This is a genomic window from Chitinimonas sp. (assembly GCF_036568685.1).
Classification (GTDB): domain Bacteria; phylum Pseudomonadota; class Gammaproteobacteria; order Burkholderiales; family Chitinimonadaceae; genus Chitinimonas.
Window position 1 is genome coordinate 1 of the sequence record NZ_DATCSC010000128.1, and the last position, 17,586, is coordinate 17,586.

Sequence of the window (17,586 nt, forward strand, 5' to 3'; positions counted from 1 at the left end):
TGAAACGGGGCTGCCGAGAGGCGCCCCGTTTTTTTGATTGTATTCCTCCACCTGCACCTGGGTACCGCTATGTATCCCGATTACTACCTGAATAAGCTATATCAAATCAGCCTTGTTGTGACCTTGCGTGCCGGGCTGCCAGACGCGCAAGGGGTTTTCCTCCTGCTCTTTTCTGGAACCAAGATTAGCGGTTGCGCGCGGTTCGCACATCACCCAAATGGATGAGAGAACCCTAATATTTTTTCTTTTTTTTACGCTCGGTCGATAGCTTGTAACTAGCGGGATGGGATAGCTGAGAGACTTTCCAACAGGGCACGCTCGCCGTGGGGCTCGAAGCGGATGACGCGGGAGCCCGCCTGGCGACGTGCCCAGCCCAGATTTTCTATGCGCTGGAGCAGGGCGCTGCCCAATGCGCCGGCAAGGTGGTGGCGCCGTTCACCCCAGTCCAGACAGGGGCGGCAGAAGTGGCGGCGTTGGCTGACGAGGGCTGCAACGTCGATACCCAAGCCCACAAACCAGGCCCGACCATGCTCGCTGAGCATGAGTTGCCCAGCTTCCTCCTGCAGCGCGCCTTGCTGCAGCAGCGCTTCGTAGACCTTGACCCCCAGCTCGCCTGCCAGATGGTCGTAGCAGATCCGCGCCTTGCGCAGTGCCGGTTCGCGCGGGCTGTTGCGCAGCCTTACCGCTCCAGTACGGAAGGCCACGCCCATCAAGGCTTCCAGCAATTGGGCAATGTCTGCCCCCGCCAGCCGGAAGTAACGGTGCCTGCCTTGCTGGGCCACGGCGATCAACTGGGCTTCCAAGAGCTTGGCCAGATGGGCGCTCACCGTCTGCTTGGTGATACCGGCTACCTCGGCAAGCTCGGTCGCCGTCAGAGCGCGGTCGGCCATCAGCGCGGTCAGGATCTCGGCGCGGGCAGGGTCGCCGATCAGTGCGGCGATGCGGGCGATATTGGGGCCATCTTTCATGGCTTGATCTTACATGGTTCGACCTAGGACGAACCATCGCTCACCCGCTGCGGGCTATCTTGGCGCCGTACCCACACGGAGCCTGTCATGCCCATTACCTGTTTTATCCGCTACCAGATCGACCCTTTCCAGCGCGAGGCCTTTCGCCAGTATGCCGAAAACTGGGGTCGCATCATCCCGCGCTGCGGCGGCCATCTGCTGGGTTATTTCCTGCCGCACGAGGGTAGTAACGATATTGCCTGGGGCTTGATCAGCTTCGACAGCCTGGCTGCCTACGAGGCCTACCGTCTGCGCCTCAAGACCGACCCGGCCGGACGGGAGAACTTTGCCATGGCGCAGACACTGCGCTTTATCCTCCGCGAGGAGCGCAGCTTTGTAGAGGGCGTGGTCGGCACGCTCAACCAACTACCGGTGCAGACAGCATGATCGCGGTGATCTTCGAGGTACGGCCTACTGAGGGCAGGGCGAACGACTATCTGGCTCTGGCAGCGAGCCTGCGGCCAGAGCTGGAGGCCATGGACGGCTTTGTCTCGATCGAGCGTTTTCAGAGCCTGAGCGAGTCCGGCAAGCTCCTGTCGCTTTCGTTCTGGCGAGATGAAGACGCGGTGGCGCAATGGCGCCGGCGGGAGGCGCACCGCCTGGCCCAATCGGCCGGCCGGGCTGGCATCTTTGCCGACTACCGGCTCCGGGTGGCCGTGGTGCTGCGGGACTACGGCATGCTGGAAAGAACACAGGCGCCGGATGACTCGCGGCGCCTGCACGGTTGAGCTTGGTGCTCAGTCCTTCATGTATTCATCAAAGCCGTCGGCGTAGTCCTCGAAGTTCTCTTCCAGCATGGCCTTGTACTGCTCCAGGAAGTAAGCGATCGCCTTGTCCTTGCCCTTGGCGAGCTCAGCGCCCGAGTCGACGCCCAGAGCCTGCACCCAGGTGTTGAAGCGCGCGGAGGCGTACATCAAGGAGGCGGTGACCTCGCCCAGGTTGTTCTCGGTGCAGTTTTCGTTGGCCAGTTGCAGGAAGGCATCTGCCCGGTCGAAGAATTCCTTGTCGCTATCGCTCATCATGCGCCTCAGTTGGGGTTCATCTATGGCCCGCAGCGGGGCCGAATGGGGCGGATTAAACCGCTATTGCGGCCGTGGCGGCAAGGCCAGATCGGCTAGCGGCTGATCCAGATAGCCCGCCAGCACCTCCACCACAATGGCGTGGTCGTCGCGCTGCGGTAACCCGGATACGGCAAGGGTACCGATGCAGTCACTGCCCACCAGGCGGATGGGGAAGCAGCCACCGTGGGTGGCGTAGTCCCGTTCGGGCAGGCCCTGCTGGGCTTCCAGGGTGGTGTTCTTTTGTTTGAGCTGCAGGCCCATGGCGTAGGAACTGCGCCGAAAGCGCTGCACCACATTGCGTTTGCGGCGTATCCAGTCGGCGTGGTCGGGGTTGGTACCGGGCATATAGCAGCTGAACACGGTCAGGCCATAGAGTTCGACTTCGATTGCCACGCTCACCCCGCGTTCCTGCGCCAACTCACGTAGTTGGGTGCCCAGCTCCCAGGCGGTATCGGCGTCGAAGGAGGGAAAGCAGAGCATCCGCTCCTGGCGGGCGAGGATATCGATGTCGTCGTCGAGGGACATGATGGTGGGGCCGGGTTGTTTGGGCGCAGTGTAGAACGGCCGCCGACGGTACGCCATGCTGGCGTATGGCGGCAGGCGCCACCAAGGCAGCTAATCCAACGTCCGCCTGAAGCGCTTCAATCCCACCCCCATCACGACCCCAATGAACAACAACAGCGGCCATACGCTGGGCCAGAGGGTCAGTGCGTCGCTGCCCTTGAGCATCACCCCGCGTATCAAACGCAAAAAGTGCGTCAGCGGCAGCACCTCGCCGATGGCCTGTGCCCAATGCGGCATCCCGCGGAAGGGGAACATGAAGCCCGACAGCAGCATCGAGGGCAGGAAGAAGAAAAAGGTCATCTGCATGGCCTGGGTCTGGTTACGGGCCACGCTGGAGATGGTGATGCCGACAGTAAGATTGGCGGCGATGAATAGCAGCACGCAAGCCATCAGCAGCCAGAAGCTGCCCACAAAGGGGACCGAGAAGATAAAGCGGGCGGCCAGAAGGATCACGCTCACCTGCACATAGCCGATCAGGATATACGGCGCGATCTTGCCCACCATGACCTCGATAGGCCGCACCGGCGTGGCCAGCAGGTTTTCCATGGTGCCGCGCTCCACCTCTCGGGTAATCCCGAGCGCGGTCATCATGATCATGGTCATGGTCAGGATCACCCCCATCAGCCCGGGCACGATGTTGTACTGCGTAATGCCCTCGGGGTTGTAGCGGCGCTGGATGCGCACCTCAAAGGGCGTGGTGCCGGGTGCCAGGTTGGCCAGCGGGCCGCGTAGGTCATGGCTCAAGGCGGTGCTGCTGAGCTGCTGCACGGCGGCAATGGCGTTGCCGGTGGCACTGGGGTCGGTCGCATCGGCCTCCAGCAGCAGGGCGGGTCGTTCGCCGCGGATCAGCTTGCGCTCAAAGCCCGCCGGTATGGTGAAGGCAAACTGCGCCTCGCCACGTGCCAGCATCTCGCCGGCCTCGGCGGCGCTGGTCTGTGAGCGCAACAAGGTAAAGTAGCCAGACTGGGTGAGCGCAGCCACCAGGGAACGGCTGAAGGTGCTTTGCTCTTCCGCCACCACCACGGTGGGCAGGCCCTTGGGGTCGCCATTGATGGCAAAGCCGAACAGGGTGAGCTGCAGGAGCGGAATGCCGATCATCATGGCAAAGGTCAGCCTGTCGCGGCGGAGCTGGATGAACTCCTTGCGCATCACCGCCAGGAGGCGGCCAAGGCTGAAGAACTGGCTCATGGCGTCTGACCCTTGCGCTGCAATTGCTCGATCTGCGTGGCAATCCGATTGGCCGCCGGTTCCGCCTCATGGCTACGCACCGCCCAGCGGTGGCTAGCCTCGGCGATGGCTTCGTTGCCAACCAACTGGTGCAGGGCACGCGTCCACTTGGCGGTGCTGGCCAGCGGTGCCACGCTGAGGCCGGCGCCGAGCTTTTGTATCCGCAAGGCATTGTCGAACTGGTCATGGGCAAAGGGCGTAATCAACTGCGGCACTCCGGCCGCCAGGGTCTGCGCCAGGGTGCCAATGCCGCCGTGGTGCACAAAGGCAGCGAGTTTGGGCAGCAAAAGGTCAAAGGGCACATAGCTCACATGGCGGGCAAAAGGCGGCAGCTTTTCCGGCAGCTGGTCGCGGTAGGGTGTGATGACCACGGCGCGCAGTCCCAGTGCATCGCAGGCGGCCAGGGCGCGCTCGAACACCGGCTTGCCGTGTGCCATGGCCGAACCGGGGGTGATGCCCACCGGTGGCGGGCCGGATTGCAGAAAGCGCGCCAGCATGGGGTCGAGTACGGCGCCCGGGGCGGCGTTCCAGCGCGGGAAGTCGGTGGTGATGCTGTTGGCCGGCCAGTCCGACTGCGGCGCGGCAAACCAGTCGGGAAAGGCGCAGATCACCCGGTCTGGCGAGTGGCTCCATTGGCTCATCACCCGTTGTACCGGGGCCAGGCCGAAGTCTGCACGCAGGGCATTGAGCTCGGGCAGTACCACCGGGTCCAGCGCCAGTTTCTCGATGGCGCGCTGTATAGGCCGCACCAGCCAGGCGGGGAAGTGGCGCAGACCCGAGAGCCCTGGCCAGACCGAGGGGTCCTCGGCCGAGAAGATACAGCTCGGCGAGAGGTGTACCGTGGCGGCGGGCAGACCCAGCTTCTCCTGTGCCATGCGGCTGCTCCAGGCCAAGGTACTGCCCACCAGTACCGTATCGGGCCTGGCGCGGTCCAGCACCGCCTGGGTGGCTTGCCGCAGGTGGACCTGCATATGCTGCCAGACCACCGAGAAACTCTTGCGCGGGTGCCAGAGGTCGGTATCGGCCACGGCGCGTTGGTAGTCCTCCAGCGTGCCGACCTGCACAAAGCCCAGGCCGGCAGCCTCGATGCGTTGCTGGAAATAAGGGGAGGCAAGCAACTCTACCTCATGGCCGCGCTGGCGCAGGGCCTGGCCTATGGCCAGGAAGGGATAGACGTCGCCGGCGCTACCAAAACAGGAAATCAGTATATGCATCAGTGTGGGGCGTAGTTGTCGGCGCTCCGCCGCATCAGGTGGATAAAGACATCCTCCAGTGCGGGTTCGCCGTGTTGCAGATTCAGGTCGGAGCGGTCCTGATAGGGCCGCAGCGTAGTGGCCAGCGTGGCTTGCTCGCTGCCGCTCACATGCAGGGTATTGCCAAAGCGGGTCACCATCTCCACCCCGGGCGCGTGCTCCAGCTCGGCCACCAAGTCGCCGGCAGTTGGGCCGGCCAAGCGCCAGGTCACGAGGCCGGACTGGTTTACCAGCTCGGCCGGGGTGCCCATGGCGAGTAGCTTGCCGTAGGCGATATAGCCCAGCCGATGGCAGCGCTCGGCTTCATCCATATAGTGGGTGGAGACGAGTACGGTGATGCCCTCGTGTGCCAGCTTGTGGATCTCGTCCCAAAAGTCGCGACGGGCCTTGGGGTCTACGCCAGCCGTGGGTTCGTCGAGCAGCAAGAGGCGCGGCTCGTGCAACATGCAGGCGGCCAGCGCCAAACGCTGCTTCCAGCCGCCTGAGAGGCTGCCAGCCAATTGCTGCTGGCGGCCTTCCAGCCCCAGCCGGGCGAGCGCCTGGTCCACCCGTTCGCGGCGCCGGTCCATGCCGTAGATACGGGCGACGAAGTCGAGGTTCTCGCGAATGCTGAGGTCCTCGTAAAGGCCGAAGCGCTGGGTCATGTAACCCACCTCGCGCTTGATGGCAGCGGCCTGTTGCACCACGTCGTAGCCCAGGGTGTGGCCCTGGCCCGCGTCGGGCGTGAGCAGGCCGCACATCATGCGGATCGAGGTGGTCTTGCCCGAACCGTTGGGGCCCAGAAAACCATAGATCTCGCCGCGCTTTACCTGCATGGAGAGACCATCCACCACGGTTTTGTCACCGTAGCGCTTGGTCAGGCCCTGCACGTCGATCACGTGCTCGCTCATGGTGCGGCCCGCCTTACGTCCAACGGTAAGCCTGGCCGCAGCTTGGCTGCGTCTTCCGGCTTATCCGGCGTGGCTTCGGCCAGGTAGACGAGCTTGGCGCGGTTTTCCCGGCTGTAGATGACGGGCGGGGTGAATTCGGCCTCGCGGGCAACAAAGCGCACGGTGGCCGGGATATCGCCGGTGCAACCATCGCAGCTCAGCACCACCTTGCTGCCGGCGGCAAGCTGGGCGCGCAGGGGCTCGGGCACCCAGAAGCGTGCCTTGATGGCACCGGGTGCCAAGAGGCTGTAGACCGGTGCACCGGCCGGTACCCACTCACCTACCCGGTAGTAGCGATCTTCCACCCGCGCGGCCAGCGGCGCGGCTACCGCCTTCTGCGCTAGCGTCCATTGCCGTTGCGCCAGTTGTGCATTGGCTGCGACGGAACCGGCTTCCGCTGCCTTGCGGCTATCGCTGCGGCCAGCCAGATGACCAGCGCGTAACTGGGCGGCCATCTGTTGCACCTGGGCGGCATCGCTGTCTCGGCGGGTCTGGTAGGCCTCCAGCCCGGCGCTGGAAACAAAGCCCTGGCGGGCCAGTTCGCGTTGGCGAGCCAGGTCGCTTTCAGACTGGCGCAGCGCTGTCTCGGCCGCCCTGAGCGCGGCGGCCAGTACCGCGAGTTCGTCCGGCCGCTTGCCGGTATCGAGGTCGGCGGCCTGGGCGCGCGCCTGATCAAGCTTGGCGGCGGCCTCGTTGACGGCGGCCCGCTCATTGTCCTGCTCAAGGGTAAACAGTGGCTGGCCGGCCTGTACCGGCTCCCCCCGGTCCACCGCCAATTTTGTCAGCCGGCCGGCAATGGGGGAGGCGACCCGTACCGGTTCTGCCTCCACATAACCATGCAGCAAGTTGGCGTCGTCCTGACCGCAGGCGACCAGTGTCAGGCAACCCAGCAGGCAAAGGTGTTCAGTCCGCATGGTCTTTGGTCCCATGGTTACTCGCGGCGAGGGCCTGCAGGCCGGCCCAGGAAAAGGCCGCAATATGGTCGGCCAGCGCCGCCACGGCGCCGGCTTGTTGGTAGAAGCCAGGCCGCAAGAGTTCGACCAAGGGTCGCATGCCCACATAGACCATGCTCTGCCCGACGATGCTGAGCCCGCAGCGGGCGACCTGCGTGTCGTCCGCCGCCGGTCCCAGGATCTCGCGCAGCATGCCAAACAGGATGGCCGACTGTGGCTTGGTGAAGTGCTCGAACATCACCTGCAGCGCAGGAGTAGGGCTGGCCGCTTCGCGCACCATCAGGCCGGAAATGCGTGAGGGACTGGCAGGGTCCAGCATGCGTAGTACCAGGGCGCGCACAAAGGCGTTGAAACGGGTTTGCAAAGGCAGGTCGGGCGACATCGCCGGCGTGGGCGAGTGGGCCATGGCCAGGCGCGCATGGTGTTCCAGCACAGCCAGGTAGAGGCCTTCCTTACCTTTGAAGTGATAGTTGATGGCGCTGAGCCGCACCCCTGCGGCATCCGCTATGTCCTTGACCCGCGCAGCCCGAAAGCCCTCGGCCAGAAAGACCCGGGTGGCGGCGTCGATCAACTGCTGGCGGGTCTCGTCGCCGACGGCGTGTTTGGCAGGAGGGTTGGGGCGTGAGTCGAACATGGATTTGGAAATTAATTTCCAAATATTATCTGGAAAAACTTTTCCAAATAAAAGGCGCAATGATGCTGAGCCGACAATCGGTCGGCGTATAGCGGTCAATGGGTGGCGATCAGGTAGGCTGGGGCGTGTCGCCCAGACCGTGTTCCTGCAGTAGACATTCGCACTGGAAAAGCATCTGCTGCGCCAGGGGCGAATGGTAGTTGGGGTCCAGTGCCTCGTTCATCTCGTGCGAGGTATAGAGCCCGGCTTCGCGGGAGAGGGCGCCGGTGATCTGGCGGGCAAAGTCGTCGCTGATCTCGGCCAACTGGAGGCGTTCGGTCTGCGGCATCTGCAACTGGTAGCGGGACAACCAGTCGCTGAGCTGGCTCGCGCCCTGCGCCGGGGTCATCCATACACCGTGCTCATAGTAGAGCGCCAGCCGCTGCGCGCTGAGCGCGAACAGCAGCGCCTTGCGGGTGGTGAAGTCGAGCAGGGGTGGGGTGGGCGGCGTGGTCATGACGGGGTGGGCGACAGCGAAGGCGCGGAGCCTACCATGGGCGGCCCTGGCCGGGCGTGGTTTGGCGGACAGGCGGCAGGCTATCAAGTATTAACATGATGTGTGTAATGTATAATAAAGCCTCATTCCCCGTAGGAGTACCCCATGAGAGTCAGCCGCGAAAAAGCCGCGGAAAGCCGCGAGCGCATACTCGATACCGCCGCCCGGCTGTTCCGCGAGAAGGGCTTTGACGGTATAGGCGTGGCCGACCTCATGAAGGCGGCCGGGCTCACCCATGGCGCCTTCTACGGGCACTTCAGCTCCAAGGAGGATCTGATGGCCCAGGCCGCCGAGCGGGCCAGCCGCCACGCGGTGGAAGACATGCAGAGCATGGTGGATCAGCGCGAGGATCTGGCGCCGTTGGCGGCAGTGGCGCAGCGCTACCTTTCCCCGGCCCATGCCGCCAACCCCGGGGTTGGTTGCGTGATCGCGGCCCTGGGTGCCGATATCGCCCGCCAGGGCGAGACGGTACGGGATGGTGCACTGGCAGGAGTCGAGGCCAGCATTGCCTATATGAGCGAGCTGGCGCCGGGCAAGACCGAGGCGATCCGGCGCGAGCAGGCGATCAACCAGTACGCCGCCATGGTTGGCGCCCTGGTACTGGCCCGCATGAGCCTGGATAAACCGCTGGCCTGCGAGATCCTGCAGACCGTCTCCAAGAATTTGTCGGCAGCGGCCGGCCCGGCCCAGTAGCCTGGTCCGGCGCTTGGGCCGCTGCGCCTAGCCGTGCAGTTGTGCTGCGTGGTGGGCGAGGTGGTCGGCCATAAAGGTGCTGATAAAGTAGTAGCCGTGGTCGTAGCCTGTGTGGCGGCGCAGCGTCAGCGGCTGGCCCGCGGCCGCGCAGGCCGCCTCGAACCGTTCCGGGTGCAGCTGCTTTTCCAGAAATTGATCACTTAAACCCTGGTCGATCAAGATTCCACCCGGGTAGGGGCAGTCGGCTTGCGCCATCAAGGCGCTGGCATCATGCTCAAACCAGGCGGCCTTGTTGTCCCCCAGATAGCCGGTGAAGGCTTTCTCGCCCCAGGGGCTGGCGCTGGGTGCAGCGATGGGGGCGAAGGCCGACAGCGAACGGAACAGGCCGGGATGGCGCAAGGCCAGCGTCAGGGCACCATGCCCCCCCATGGAGTGGCCGAAGATGCCCAGCCGGTCTGCCTGTATGGGGAGCTGGGCCGAGAGCAGGGGCAGCAGCTCGCGGATCAGATAGCTCTCCATGCGGTAGTGCTGCGACCAGGGCGCAACGATGGCGTCGAGGTAGAAGCCGGCACCCACGCCAAAGTCCCAATGATCGGTCTCGCCCGCGACGCCCGCGCCGCGTGGGCTGGTATCCGGCGTGATCAGGGCCAGGCCGAGCTCGGCGGCCAGCCGCTGGGCACCGCCCTTGATCATGAAGGTTTCCTCGGTACAGGTCAGGCCGGCCAGGTAGATCAGGGCCGGCACCGGACCGGCCTGCGCGGCCGGTGGCAGGTAGACCGAGAAGCGCATGGGCAAGCCGATCTCACGCGAGGCATGGCGGTAAAAGCGCTGCACGCCGCCAAAGCAGGCGTGCTCGCCAAGGATTTCGAGCGTCGTGTTCATCAGTAGATCACCACCGAGCGGATCGATTCGCCGGCCTTCATCAGGTCAAAACCTTCGTTGATGCGCTCCAGTGGCAGGCGATGGGTGATCAGGTCGTCGATATTGATCTTGCCTTCCATGTACCAGTCGACGATCTTGGGCACATCGGTCCGGCCGCGGGCGCCACCGAAGGCCGAGCCCTTCCATTCGCGGCCAGTAACCAGCTGGAAGGGGCGGGTGCTGATCTCTGCACCGGCCTCGGCCACGCCGATGATGATGGATTTGCCCCAGCCCTTGTGGCAACACTCCAGCGCCTGGCGCATGACCTTGGTGTTGCCTATGCACTCAAAGCTATAGTCGGCGCCACCGTCGGTGAGCTGGACGATGGCATCGACCACGTTCTCCACCTGGTTCGGGTTGATGAAATGGGTCATGCCGAACTGGCGGGCCAATGCCTCGCGCTTGGGGTTGAGGTCCACACCGATGATCTTGTCGGCGCCCACCATCTTGGCACCCTGGATCACATTGAGGCCGATGCCGCCCAGGCCGAACACCACCACATTGGCACCAGCCTCCACCCTGGCGGTGAAGATGACGGCACCCACGCCGGTGGTCACGCCGCAGCCGATATAGCAGACCTTGTCGAAAGGCGCGTCCGGACGAATCTTGGCCAGCGCGATCTCGGGCACCACGACATGGTTGGCGAAAGTCGAGGTGCCCATATAGTGAAACAGCGGTTTGCCATCGATCGAGAAGCGCGAGCTGCCGTCCGGCATCAGGCCCTTGCCCTGGGTGGAGCGTATGGCCTGGCAAAGGTTGGTCTTGCGCGAGAGGCAGAACTTGCACTGCCGGCATTCGGGCGTATAGAGCGGGATCACGTGATCACCGGCCTTGAGCGAAGTCACGCCTGGGCCGGTTTCCAACACCACGCCGGCCCCCTCATGACCGAGGATGGCCGGAAAGAGGCCTTCCGGGTCCGCCCCGGAGAGCGTGTAATAGTCGGTGTGGCAGATGCCGGTGGCCTTGATCTCCACCAGCACTTCGCCGGCACGCGGGCCGGCCAGGTCAACTTCCTCGATGGTCAGGGGCTGGCCTGCTTGCCAGGCGACGGCGGCTTTGGTCTTCATGTCTTGCTCCGGTAGTCGAGGTGGGTCAGGGCGGGCCACGGCCCGCCCTTTGTCGTATCTGGGTTCTGTCTTGATAGGGCTTGCCCGCACATCGGGCAAGCTCAGGCAACAGCGCCTCAGTGGCTCTTGGTGTCGATCAGGACATTGACGCGCTGTATGGTCATGCCGTCCTGCTGCAGCTTTTCGAGCTTCTGCACCTTGCCCTCGAAGGTATAGGGCTTGAGGCCTGCGGCGGTGCGGATGGCCGGCATGGCGTAGTACAAGGTCGCCGGCTTGCCGGCCAGCGCTTGGGCGGCCAGGTAGTTCACCACGCTGTGTTCCAGTGAGTGAAAGCCGTTCTTCCACAGGTGCTGCTTGATCTGGTTGGGGTTGGCCACGCCATCCGCTGGCAGGCCACCCCAGACTTCGCCATGGGCCTTGTCCACAAAGTGTTCCAGCCACCAGCCACTGGCCGAGCGCCAGCGTGCGGCATCGTCGCCTTCCATCACGGCGAGGGTAGCTGCCGCCTGGTCCAGCTCGGCGTAGATCCACCAGCTCTTGCCTGGCTTGGTACTGCCATCCTCGGCCAGTTTCTCACCCCAGTTGCCGCCTTGAGCGAGCCAGGCGTGGTCCAGCGTCTTGCGCATGCCGTCACGGGCAAAGGCCGCCAGCTGGCTGTCGTGGTTGAGGCGCGCGCCCAGGTAGAGCATCCAGTAGGCCTTCACCGTGTGGCCAAAGTCATTGTGGCGACCTTCGGCGGTCTCGCTGTCCGGCGTACCCTGCGTACCCCAGAAGCGGCCGCTTTCCGGGTCGTGGTAGTGCTTGATCATGGCCTTGGAGAGCGACGCGATATCGGCCTGCCACTGCTGCTTGAGCGGGCCCTCGGGCAGGATGGGCGTAACCAGGATCAGATAGGCGTTGAGCTGGTCCAGGGTGGCGACGAGCTCGTCCCGGCGGGCCTCGCCTGAGCCGTCGTCCTTGGCCACCCAGCGGATCAGGCCGGTCTTCTTGTCCTTGTAGGTGGTTAGGATGTGCTGTTTGAGCTTGATCAGGTCCGAGAGTACCAGCGGGTCGCGGGTCACATAGTAGTAGGCTGCCAGACCCACCCCGGCATAGGCCAGGTCCTGCGCGGTACGCAGGCCCACGGCCGGCAGCGGTTTGCCGTTCTCGTAGTAGCTCGCGGCGCTACCGGTCTTGCGGTCCAGCGCGCGGGTGCGCAGGTCGTTCACACCGGCGCGGGCAAGCTTGAGCAGTTTGACGTCGCCGGTGAGGTGAAAGCCCATGGCGTAGGCATAGATCTGCCGCGACTGCATGCGCACGTATTCGCGGTTCAGCTCGGGCTTGATCCAGGCGGGTGGATCAGCGAGCTCCGGGCAGGGGTTGGTGCGTACATAGGCGCTACCGTCATTGCAGCGGAAGGTGGGGAAGCGCCCCACGGGTTCGCCTTGGGCGGCGGGTTGGGTCCACCAGGGCAGCAAGTCCTGTTGGGCATGGTCGAGCCAAGTCTGGCCCTGCGTCACGTCGGCCGCCTGGCCGAACAATGCAACACCCCCGAGGAGGGCGGCGACAAGCGATGCGGTGAAGGTAGACATGCGCACTCCGACAAGCGTGGAGTGCAGGAGTTTAATCGCAGCGAAGGATATATGCCGGCTCGTGTCGCTTGTGCACGGGCCGCCATGACTGCAGACTACCTTTCCCAGACCTGCCCGCCGAGGCGGGCAGACCACAACGTACTGGAGCCCCCATGCATCTCGCCGAAATCCTTATCCATCCACTCAAGTCCTGCCGCGGCAAGCTGGTCGATAGCGCCCTGGTGGAGCCCATGGGCCTGCAGCATGACCGGCGCTGGATGTTGGTGGACGACAGGGATGGCTTTCTGACCGGCCGTGCTTACCCGCGCATGGTATTGATCGAAGTTGAAGCCGATGCAACCGGAGCGACCTTTCACGCACCAGGCATGGACCCCTTACGGGTTGAGGCCGCGGATCTGCGCGACCACCAGGCGGTACCGGTCTGGAACAGTCGCTTCGAGGCGCGCGTGGGCCATGATGAGGCGGACTTCTGGTTCTCTGACTTTCTGGGCGTGAACTGCCGCTTGGTTCATATCGGTGCCGAGACTACCCGTCGCACCAATCGCGACCCGAGCGTGCCGGTGGGCTTTGCCGATGGCTACCCCTTGCTCTTGATCGGTACGGCCTCGCTGGCCGAGCTCAACAGCCGCTTGGCTACACCGGCCAGCATACGGCAATTCCGGCCCAATCTGGTGGTGGAGACCAGTGTGCCGTTTATCGAGGATAGCTGGATCCACATCCAGGTAGGCGGGGTGCGTTTCGAAAACGTCAAACCGTGCGCGCGCTGCATCTTCACCACGGTGGACCCGGTGACCGCAACGCTGCACCCGCAGCAGGAGCCACTCAACACCCTCAACGGCTATCGGCGGACAGACGATGGCACGATGTTCGGCATCAACCTGGTGGCACGTAGCGCCGGGTTGCTGCATGTGGGGGACGTGGTTACTCCACTGTAAAGTCATCGTCGCGGCGCAACTCGGCCTTGCTGCTGCGCGGCTTGCGCTGCCGTAGCGTGATCCATAGGGCGGCGAGGATGGGGATGAACAGGCAGATGGAGCGGAAGATCAGCACCTGGTTGCGGCTGAGCTGGCCCAACCAGGCAAGGGCGGGCCTCGCCAGTGTGCCGCCCAACCACAGCAGCAAACTGGTGACCAGGGCAGCGAGCAGCAAGGCTACGAGTTTGGCCATGCTCCCTTTATAGCCTATCCGCAGATCAACCCCGACTTATGACGCGATCGCGACCGGCGCGTTTGGCGTCGTAGAGCGCCTCGTCGGCTTCCTTGATCAAGGCCTCGCCAGAGGCGATGCGCGGGAAATTGGCCACGCCGCTCGAGAAGGTGGTGTTGAACCAGGTCTCGTTGAAGGGGTGCTTGATCTGGCTGAAGTCGCGCCGGATGCGATCCAGCACCTGGAAGGCTTGCTGACCGTTGGCGCCCGGCAGCGCGACCATGAATTCCTCGCCGCCATAGCGGCCGATGATGTCGGTCTTGCGCAGACGCTGCTTGAGCAGCCAGGCCAGGCTGCGGATGATCTGGTCGCCCACGGGGTGGCCGTAGCTGTCGTTGACCTTCTTGAAATGGTCGATGTCTATCATCGCCACCGCCAAAGGCTCATCCTCGACCGAGGCGCTGTTGACTGCCGCGTCCAGCCGCTGCTTCGAGCTGGTGTGGTTCAGAAGGCCGGTCAGGCTATCGTGGAACATGGAGCGGCGCAGGCTGCGGTAGCGCTCGATCTTGCTGTTCACGATCGCGTTCAGGATCACCGGGTTGAAGGGCTTGGTCAGGAAATGGTCGCCACCGAGCCGCAGTGCGTCGATCTGCAGTGCCACATCGGTCTCGCCCGAAAGGTAGACGATGGGGATGGACAGGAACTCGGCATGCTGGCGTATCACCCGCGCCGCTTCTACGCCGGTGCAGCCCGGCATATACATATCCATCAGGATCAGGTCGGGTTGATAGCGCTTGAGCGCGGTCAGCACCTCGCGCGGCTGGGCGATGGCAAAACTCTCTATGCCGCTTTCGCGCAGGGTGCGCTGGATCAACTTGCTGGCGGTCAGCGAGTCCTCTACCACCAGCACGCGGTAGGGCGCTTCCTCCTCGCTACCACTGAGCTCCATGATCTTGCCCATGATGGTGGGCTGAGGGGTGCCGCGGCCAAAGCAGAAGTTGCAGCCGGCACCGAGCGCGGACTGCAGGCTGTTGAAATCCACCTCGATATTGAGGCCCAGGATACGGCTGGCCGAAAAGTGGCTACGCAGGATGCGGATGCGCTGGCTGATCTCCTCGGTGGACAGGCCTACCGTATCGATCAGCAGGATGGCCGGCTCTTCCTGGTTGCGAGGGATGTTCTGCCAACCAAAGCTTTCGACATGAATGCCGTAGTAGCCGAGCTGGACGGTCAGATCGCGCCACGGCGCAACACTGCTGGCAACGAACCAGACCCGCCGGTTGGGTGGAATCTCAACGTTGACTGCTTCGCGCTCATGGCCGGTACGCCGGTCTTCCACCGGCTTGTTGCTGTTCTCGATAAAGCTGGTGACGCGTGCGCCCAGCCCTTCCACCCGGCTATTGAGCTCATTGAGCGCCGCGGCGGGGACGGGGTGGCTGTTTTCATCGCCAAACAGGGCGAGCGCCTGCTGCTCCAGATCGCGGGCGATCTGGTTCAGGCCGGAGAGCCCTTTGCCGTGCAGGAACTCTGCAAAGCTCGACAAGGTGACAGCGAATTCGACGAATTGCTCGAACCGGGGTGCTGCTTGATAGGCGTGCCAGGTCGCGGTCAGCGACAGGGACTTCTTTTCCAGTTCGGCGGGGGGGCAGGACATTCGTTGGTCAACGAAAAATAGGGTTACTTGGGAGCGATTCTAATACGCCGGGGCCGGTTTGCGCCTGAAAAGAAATGGCAATAACTACCCTGTGTGGCGCCAAGCCCGGAGGGCCTGCATGAAAAAGCCGGGCTAGGCCCGGCTTCAGATGCGTTGCATTGCTGGCCGGCACGGGCCGGCCAGTTTTGCGGATGCTGCTTATTTGAACTTGTAGCTCACGTTGCCGTAGTAGTAGCGACCACGGATATCGTGCACCTGGGCAAAGCCGAGGGTACGGGTATCGTTGTTCGCAAACGGCGGTTCCCGGTCGAACAGGTTCTTCACGCCCAGACCCAGGGTCAGGTCCTTGAAGCCCTTGTAGCTGCCAGCAACGTCGACGGTGGTGAACGAAGCGATCATCTTGTCGGCTGCGGTTGCAGGGGCCGAGGCGGTGGAGTCCGGCTTGTCCAGCATGTGCGGCAGATGGGTCACGATGATGCGGGCATTGGTTGCACCCACGTCCATCGAACCGTTCAGGGTCACCTTGTAGCGCGGCAGGTTCAACAGGCCCAGGCGGCCGTATTCCGCGGTACCCGGCAGGTCGGAGTAGTCGTACTGCTGATAGTAGGTGACATCGGTGCCCAGGCTGAAGGCAGCGGTCATCGCCTTGAAGCGCACGGTGTTGGTGAAGTCGAAGCCCTTGATATTGCGGGTACCCAGGTTGGCTTGGCCGCTCTGGATGTTCACCACGGTACCACCGGCGTCACGCTTCACGCCCAGGAGCGGACTGCCCGGCAGGGAGGTGAAGGTACCTGCGGCGTAAGGGGTGTGATCCAGCACATACTGGGTCGGCACCAGGCCGATTTCGTCGGTCTTCTTAATGATGAAGTAGTCGACACCCAGGTTGAAGTTGCGGCTAGGCTCGAACACGAAGCCGAAGTTCATGCTCTTGGACTCTTCCGGCTTCAGCTGCGGGTTACCGCCCGAGTAGCGGTCGTACTGCAGGCGGGGGCACTTGGCTGCAGTGATATTGCGTGCATCACAGCCGGGGAAATCCTGGACCGAATCGGCGCTCTGGTTCTGGCCACCGAACAGGTCGCGCAGCGATGGCATCTTGAAGCCTTCCGAGTAGGAGGCGCGCAGCAGCAGCGACTGCACCGGCTGGAAGCGCAGGGCCACCTTGGGCGTGGTGGAGTTGGTGCCGCCTTGGTAGCTGTCGTAGCGCAGGGCGAGCTGGGCTTCCAGGTTCTTCAGGATGGGCACGGCCAGTTCCGAGTAGACGGCCTTGGATTCACGCGAACCAACAGCAGGGGACTGGGCGATCGAGCCGAAGATATTGCCGGCGACCTGGTCCTTGCTGGGCTGGTCGTTCAGCTTTTCCTTGGCAGCAACAACACCGACTGCGAAGCCCAGCGGACCGGCCGGCAGGTCGATCAGCTCACCCGACAGCTTGCCTTCCACGAATTCGTAGGTGGTTTCGCCACGGCGCACAGCGTGCGCGTTCAGCGTGTCCATCACGGCTTGGCTGTTATTGGTGGCGAAGGGATCGAAAGTGCCATTGGCAATGGCGGCATAGAGCTTGTCAGCCAGGAAGTAACCACCGTCGTTGTTGACCGACTTGTTCTTGGCTTGGCCGACAGCGACGCTGTAGTCGTAGTTGCCGAAGTTGCCATCAACGCCGACCACAAAGCGGGTGGCCTTGGATTCGTTGTCGGTAGTACGCGGGCCGGCTTGCAGCGGGCGACCACGAACGGTGACGGCCTGACCGTAGTGATTGCTCGGATGGCTGGCTGGTATGACGAAGGCGGCTGGGGCCGGCGCTGCGCTCAGCGAAGTGTCGTTCTCGCTGTACAGGGCTTCGGCGAACAGGCGGTGGTTGTCGGCCAGCTTCAGGCTACCGGACACGAAGGCGCTCTTGCGCTCCGAAGGGCTGTAGGTCGGTCGGTACGGGGCGAAGTCGAACACGCAGCTGGTACCGGAACCCAGCGGCGACGGAGTGACCAGCAGGTCAGCCGACGGGCAGGGGGTGTACGGTTCCCAATTCTTGGTGGTCGGGTTCTGCACGTTGCCGCTCGGTGCGTAGGTCGACATCTGGTTGCCCTGACCATTACCGGTGAAGCGACGGTAGTCGGCGGTGCGGGTGCGCTCGCGGTCCAGGTTGGTGATGATGCCGCGCTTGAACCAGTTGACGTTGGCCAGCACGTTGAAGCCTTGGCTGCTGTAGTCGCCAAAGCCTGCCGTAGCCGAAGCACTGCGCTCGGCGCCATCGCCACGGTCGGTAATGCCGTAGCCGCCAGAGATTTCGCCGCCGGCGTAGTCGCGGCGGGTAATGAAGTTGATCACGCCACCGATGGCGTCGGCACCGTAGATCGCGGAGGCGCCGTCCTTCAGC

At 63.7% G+C, this 17,586-nt stretch carries 19 protein-coding genes; 4 read left to right on the top strand and 15 right to left on the bottom strand.

What is annotated here, in order from left to right:
- Positions 1 to 275: 275 nt before the first annotated feature.
- Entirely contained in the window at positions 276 to 968 is a 693-nt protein-coding gene (locus tag VIM95_RS18270) for a winged helix-turn-helix domain-containing protein (protein ID WP_331988595.1), read from the bottom strand.
- A gap of 87 nt (positions 969 to 1,055) precedes the next feature.
- Here VIM95_RS18270 and VIM95_RS18275 point away from each other — a divergent pair, with 87 nt between their 5' ends.
- The gene (locus tag VIM95_RS18275; RefSeq protein ID WP_331988597.1) at positions 1,056 to 1,394 is read left to right on the top strand and encodes an NIPSNAP family protein; all 339 of its coding nucleotides are present in this window, start codon (positions 1,056 to 1,058) and stop codon (positions 1,392 to 1,394) included.
- The gene (locus VIM95_RS18280) at positions 1,391 to 1,735 is read left to right on the top strand and encodes an antibiotic biosynthesis monooxygenase (RefSeq protein ID WP_331988599.1); all 345 of its coding nucleotides are present in this window, start codon (positions 1,391 to 1,393) and stop codon (positions 1,733 to 1,735) included. The genes VIM95_RS18275 and VIM95_RS18280 overlap by 4 nt, the downstream gene beginning before the upstream one ends.
- Before the next feature lie 9 nt (positions 1,736 to 1,744).
- Here the strand turns inward: VIM95_RS18280 and VIM95_RS18285 are convergent, their stop codons facing one another.
- The 8 genes from VIM95_RS18285 to VIM95_RS18320 all read right to left on the bottom strand — a co-directional run bounded on the left by VIM95_RS18285 (position 1,745) and on the right by VIM95_RS18320 (position 8,124).
- Positions 1,745 to 2,029, bottom strand: coding sequence for a DUF3144 domain-containing protein (locus tag VIM95_RS18285; RefSeq protein WP_331988600.1), 285 nt, complete (start codon positions 2,027 to 2,029; stop codon positions 1,745 to 1,747).
- A 60-nt stretch (positions 2,030 to 2,089) separates the two neighbouring features.
- A complete protein-coding gene (locus tag VIM95_RS18290; protein WP_331988601.1) occupies positions 2,090 to 2,593 on the bottom strand; it encodes a heme-degrading domain-containing protein in 504 nt (167 codons plus the stop codon).
- Between the two features lie 90 nt (positions 2,594 to 2,683).
- Positions 2,684 to 3,820: an ABC transporter permease gene (locus VIM95_RS18295; RefSeq protein ID WP_331988602.1), complete on the bottom strand. Its 1,137-nt coding sequence runs from the start codon at positions 3,818 to 3,820 to the stop codon at positions 2,684 to 2,686.
- Entirely contained in the window at positions 3,817 to 5,073 is a 1,257-nt protein-coding gene (locus tag VIM95_RS18300) for a glycosyltransferase (protein ID WP_331988603.1), read from the bottom strand. Before VIM95_RS18300 ends, VIM95_RS18295 begins: the two co-directional genes overlap by 4 nt.
- Positions 5,073 to 6,002 (bottom strand): ABC transporter ATP-binding protein, encoded by a 930-nt coding sequence (locus VIM95_RS18305; RefSeq protein WP_331988604.1) that lies wholly within the window; start codon positions 6,000 to 6,002, stop codon positions 5,073 to 5,075. The genes VIM95_RS18300 and VIM95_RS18305 overlap by 1 nt, the downstream gene beginning before the upstream one ends.
- Positions 5,999 to 6,955 (bottom strand): HlyD family secretion protein, encoded by a 957-nt coding sequence (locus VIM95_RS18310; RefSeq protein ID WP_331988605.1) that lies wholly within the window; start codon positions 6,953 to 6,955, stop codon positions 5,999 to 6,001. Before VIM95_RS18310 ends, VIM95_RS18305 begins: the two co-directional genes overlap by 4 nt.
- Positions 6,945 to 7,628: a CerR family C-terminal domain-containing protein gene (locus tag VIM95_RS18315; RefSeq protein ID WP_331988607.1), complete on the bottom strand. Its 684-nt coding sequence runs from the start codon at positions 7,626 to 7,628 to the stop codon at positions 6,945 to 6,947. Before VIM95_RS18315 ends, VIM95_RS18310 begins: the two co-directional genes overlap by 11 nt.
- Before the next feature lie 109 nt (positions 7,629 to 7,737).
- A complete protein-coding gene (locus VIM95_RS18320; protein WP_331988609.1) occupies positions 7,738 to 8,124 on the bottom strand; it encodes a hypothetical protein in 387 nt (128 codons plus the stop codon).
- Between the two features lie 144 nt (positions 8,125 to 8,268).
- On the opposite strand from VIM95_RS18320, the gene VIM95_RS18325 reads away from it, so the two are divergent.
- Positions 8,269 to 8,856 (top strand): TetR/AcrR family transcriptional regulator, encoded by a 588-nt coding sequence (locus VIM95_RS18325; RefSeq protein WP_331988611.1) that lies wholly within the window; start codon positions 8,269 to 8,271, stop codon positions 8,854 to 8,856.
- A gap of 27 nt (positions 8,857 to 8,883) precedes the next feature.
- Here the strand turns inward: VIM95_RS18325 and fghA are convergent, their stop codons facing one another.
- The 3 genes from fghA to VIM95_RS18340 all read right to left on the bottom strand — a co-directional run bounded on the left by fghA (position 8,884) and on the right by VIM95_RS18340 (position 12,415).
- The gene (gene fghA, locus VIM95_RS18330; protein ID WP_331988613.1) at positions 8,884 to 9,738 is read right to left on the bottom strand and encodes an S-formylglutathione hydrolase; all 855 of its coding nucleotides are present in this window, start codon (positions 9,736 to 9,738) and stop codon (positions 8,884 to 8,886) included.
- Complete coding sequence (locus VIM95_RS18335) at positions 9,738 to 10,844, bottom strand: S-(hydroxymethyl)glutathione dehydrogenase/class III alcohol dehydrogenase (protein ID WP_331988615.1); 1,107 nt, start codon at positions 10,842 to 10,844, stop codon at positions 9,738 to 9,740. Before VIM95_RS18335 ends, fghA begins: the two co-directional genes overlap by 1 nt.
- 116 nt (positions 10,845 to 10,960) lie before the next feature.
- A complete protein-coding gene (locus VIM95_RS18340; RefSeq protein WP_331988617.1) occupies positions 10,961 to 12,415 on the bottom strand; it encodes a hypothetical protein in 1,455 nt (484 codons plus the stop codon).
- A gap of 152 nt (positions 12,416 to 12,567) precedes the next feature.
- Between VIM95_RS18340 and VIM95_RS18345 the strand changes: the two genes are divergently transcribed.
- Entirely contained in the window at positions 12,568 to 13,350 is a 783-nt protein-coding gene (locus tag VIM95_RS18345; protein WP_331988619.1) for an MOSC domain-containing protein, read from the top strand.
- Here the strand turns inward: VIM95_RS18345 and VIM95_RS18350 are convergent.
- From VIM95_RS18350 to VIM95_RS18360, 3 genes are all read right to left on the bottom strand, one after another.
- Positions 13,337 to 13,582, bottom strand: a complete 246-nt coding sequence (locus VIM95_RS18350) for a hypothetical protein (RefSeq protein ID WP_331988621.1) — start codon at positions 13,580 to 13,582, stop codon at positions 13,337 to 13,339. The genes VIM95_RS18345 and VIM95_RS18350 overlap by 14 nt on opposite strands.
- Positions 13,583 to 13,607: 25 nt before the next feature.
- On the bottom strand, positions 13,608 to 15,215 hold the full coding sequence (locus VIM95_RS18355; RefSeq protein ID WP_331988623.1) for a diguanylate cyclase: 1,608 nt from the start codon (positions 15,213 to 15,215) through the stop codon (positions 13,608 to 13,610).
- Positions 15,216 to 15,413: 198 nt separating this feature from the next.
- On the bottom strand, positions 15,414 to 17,586 hold a 2,173-nt coding region (locus tag VIM95_RS18360), incomplete at its 5' end, for a TonB-dependent receptor domain-containing protein (RefSeq protein ID WP_331988625.1).

Bases quoted from the DNA above. Each gene is read 5' to 3' on its own strand.
- VIM95_RS18290 (WP_331988601.1), bottom strand. From the start codon at position 2,593: ATGTCCCTCGACGACGACATCGATATCCTCGCCCGCCAGGAGCGGATG.
- VIM95_RS18285 (WP_331988600.1), bottom strand. From the start codon at position 2,029: ATGATGAGCGATAGCGACAAGGAATTCTTCGACCGGGCAGATGCCTTC.
- VIM95_RS18340 (WP_331988617.1), bottom strand. From the start codon at position 12,415: ATGTCTACCTTCACCGCATCGCTTGTCGCCGCCCTCCTCGGGGGTGTT.
- VIM95_RS18295 (WP_331988602.1), bottom strand. From the start codon at position 3,820: ATGAGCCAGTTCTTCAGCCTTGGCCGCCTCCTGGCGGTGATGCGCAAG.
- VIM95_RS18270 (WP_331988595.1), bottom strand. From the start codon at position 968: ATGAAAGATGGCCCCAATATCGCCCGCATCGCCGCACTGATCGGCGAC.
- VIM95_RS18315 (WP_331988607.1), bottom strand. From the start codon at position 7,628: ATGTTCGACTCACGCCCCAACCCTCCTGCCAAACACGCCGTCGGCGAC.
- VIM95_RS18275 (WP_331988597.1), top strand. From the start codon at position 1,056: ATGCCCATTACCTGTTTTATCCGCTACCAGATCGACCCTTTCCAGCGC.
- VIM95_RS18335 (WP_331988615.1), bottom strand. From the start codon at position 10,844: ATGAAGACCAAAGCCGCCGTCGCCTGGCAAGCAGGCCAGCCCCTGACC.
- VIM95_RS18305 (WP_331988604.1), bottom strand. From the start codon at position 6,002: ATGAGCGAGCACGTGATCGACGTGCAGGGCCTGACCAAGCGCTACGGT.
- VIM95_RS18300 (WP_331988603.1), bottom strand. From the start codon at position 5,073: ATGCATATACTGATTTCCTGTTTTGGTAGCGCCGGCGACGTCTATCCC.
- VIM95_RS18345 (WP_331988619.1), top strand. From the start codon at position 12,568: ATGCATCTCGCCGAAATCCTTATCCATCCACTCAAGTCCTGCCGCGGC.
- VIM95_RS18325 (WP_331988611.1), top strand. From the start codon at position 8,269: ATGAGAGTCAGCCGCGAAAAAGCCGCGGAAAGCCGCGAGCGCATACTC.
- VIM95_RS18320 (WP_331988609.1), bottom strand. From the start codon at position 8,124: ATGACCACGCCGCCCACCCCACCCCTGCTCGACTTCACCACCCGCAAG.
- VIM95_RS18350 (WP_331988621.1), bottom strand. From the start codon at position 13,582: ATGGCCAAACTCGTAGCCTTGCTGCTCGCTGCCCTGGTCACCAGTTTG.
- VIM95_RS18280 (WP_331988599.1), top strand. From the start codon at position 1,391: ATGATCGCGGTGATCTTCGAGGTACGGCCTACTGAGGGCAGGGCGAAC.
- VIM95_RS18355 (WP_331988623.1), bottom strand. From the start codon at position 15,215: ATGTCCTGCCCCCCCGCCGAACTGGAAAAGAAGTCCCTGTCGCTGACC.
- fghA (WP_331988613.1), bottom strand. From the start codon at position 9,738: ATGAACACGACGCTCGAAATCCTTGGCGAGCACGCCTGCTTTGGCGGC.
- VIM95_RS18310 (WP_331988605.1), bottom strand. From the start codon at position 6,955: ATGCGGACTGAACACCTTTGCCTGCTGGGTTGCCTGACACTGGTCGCC.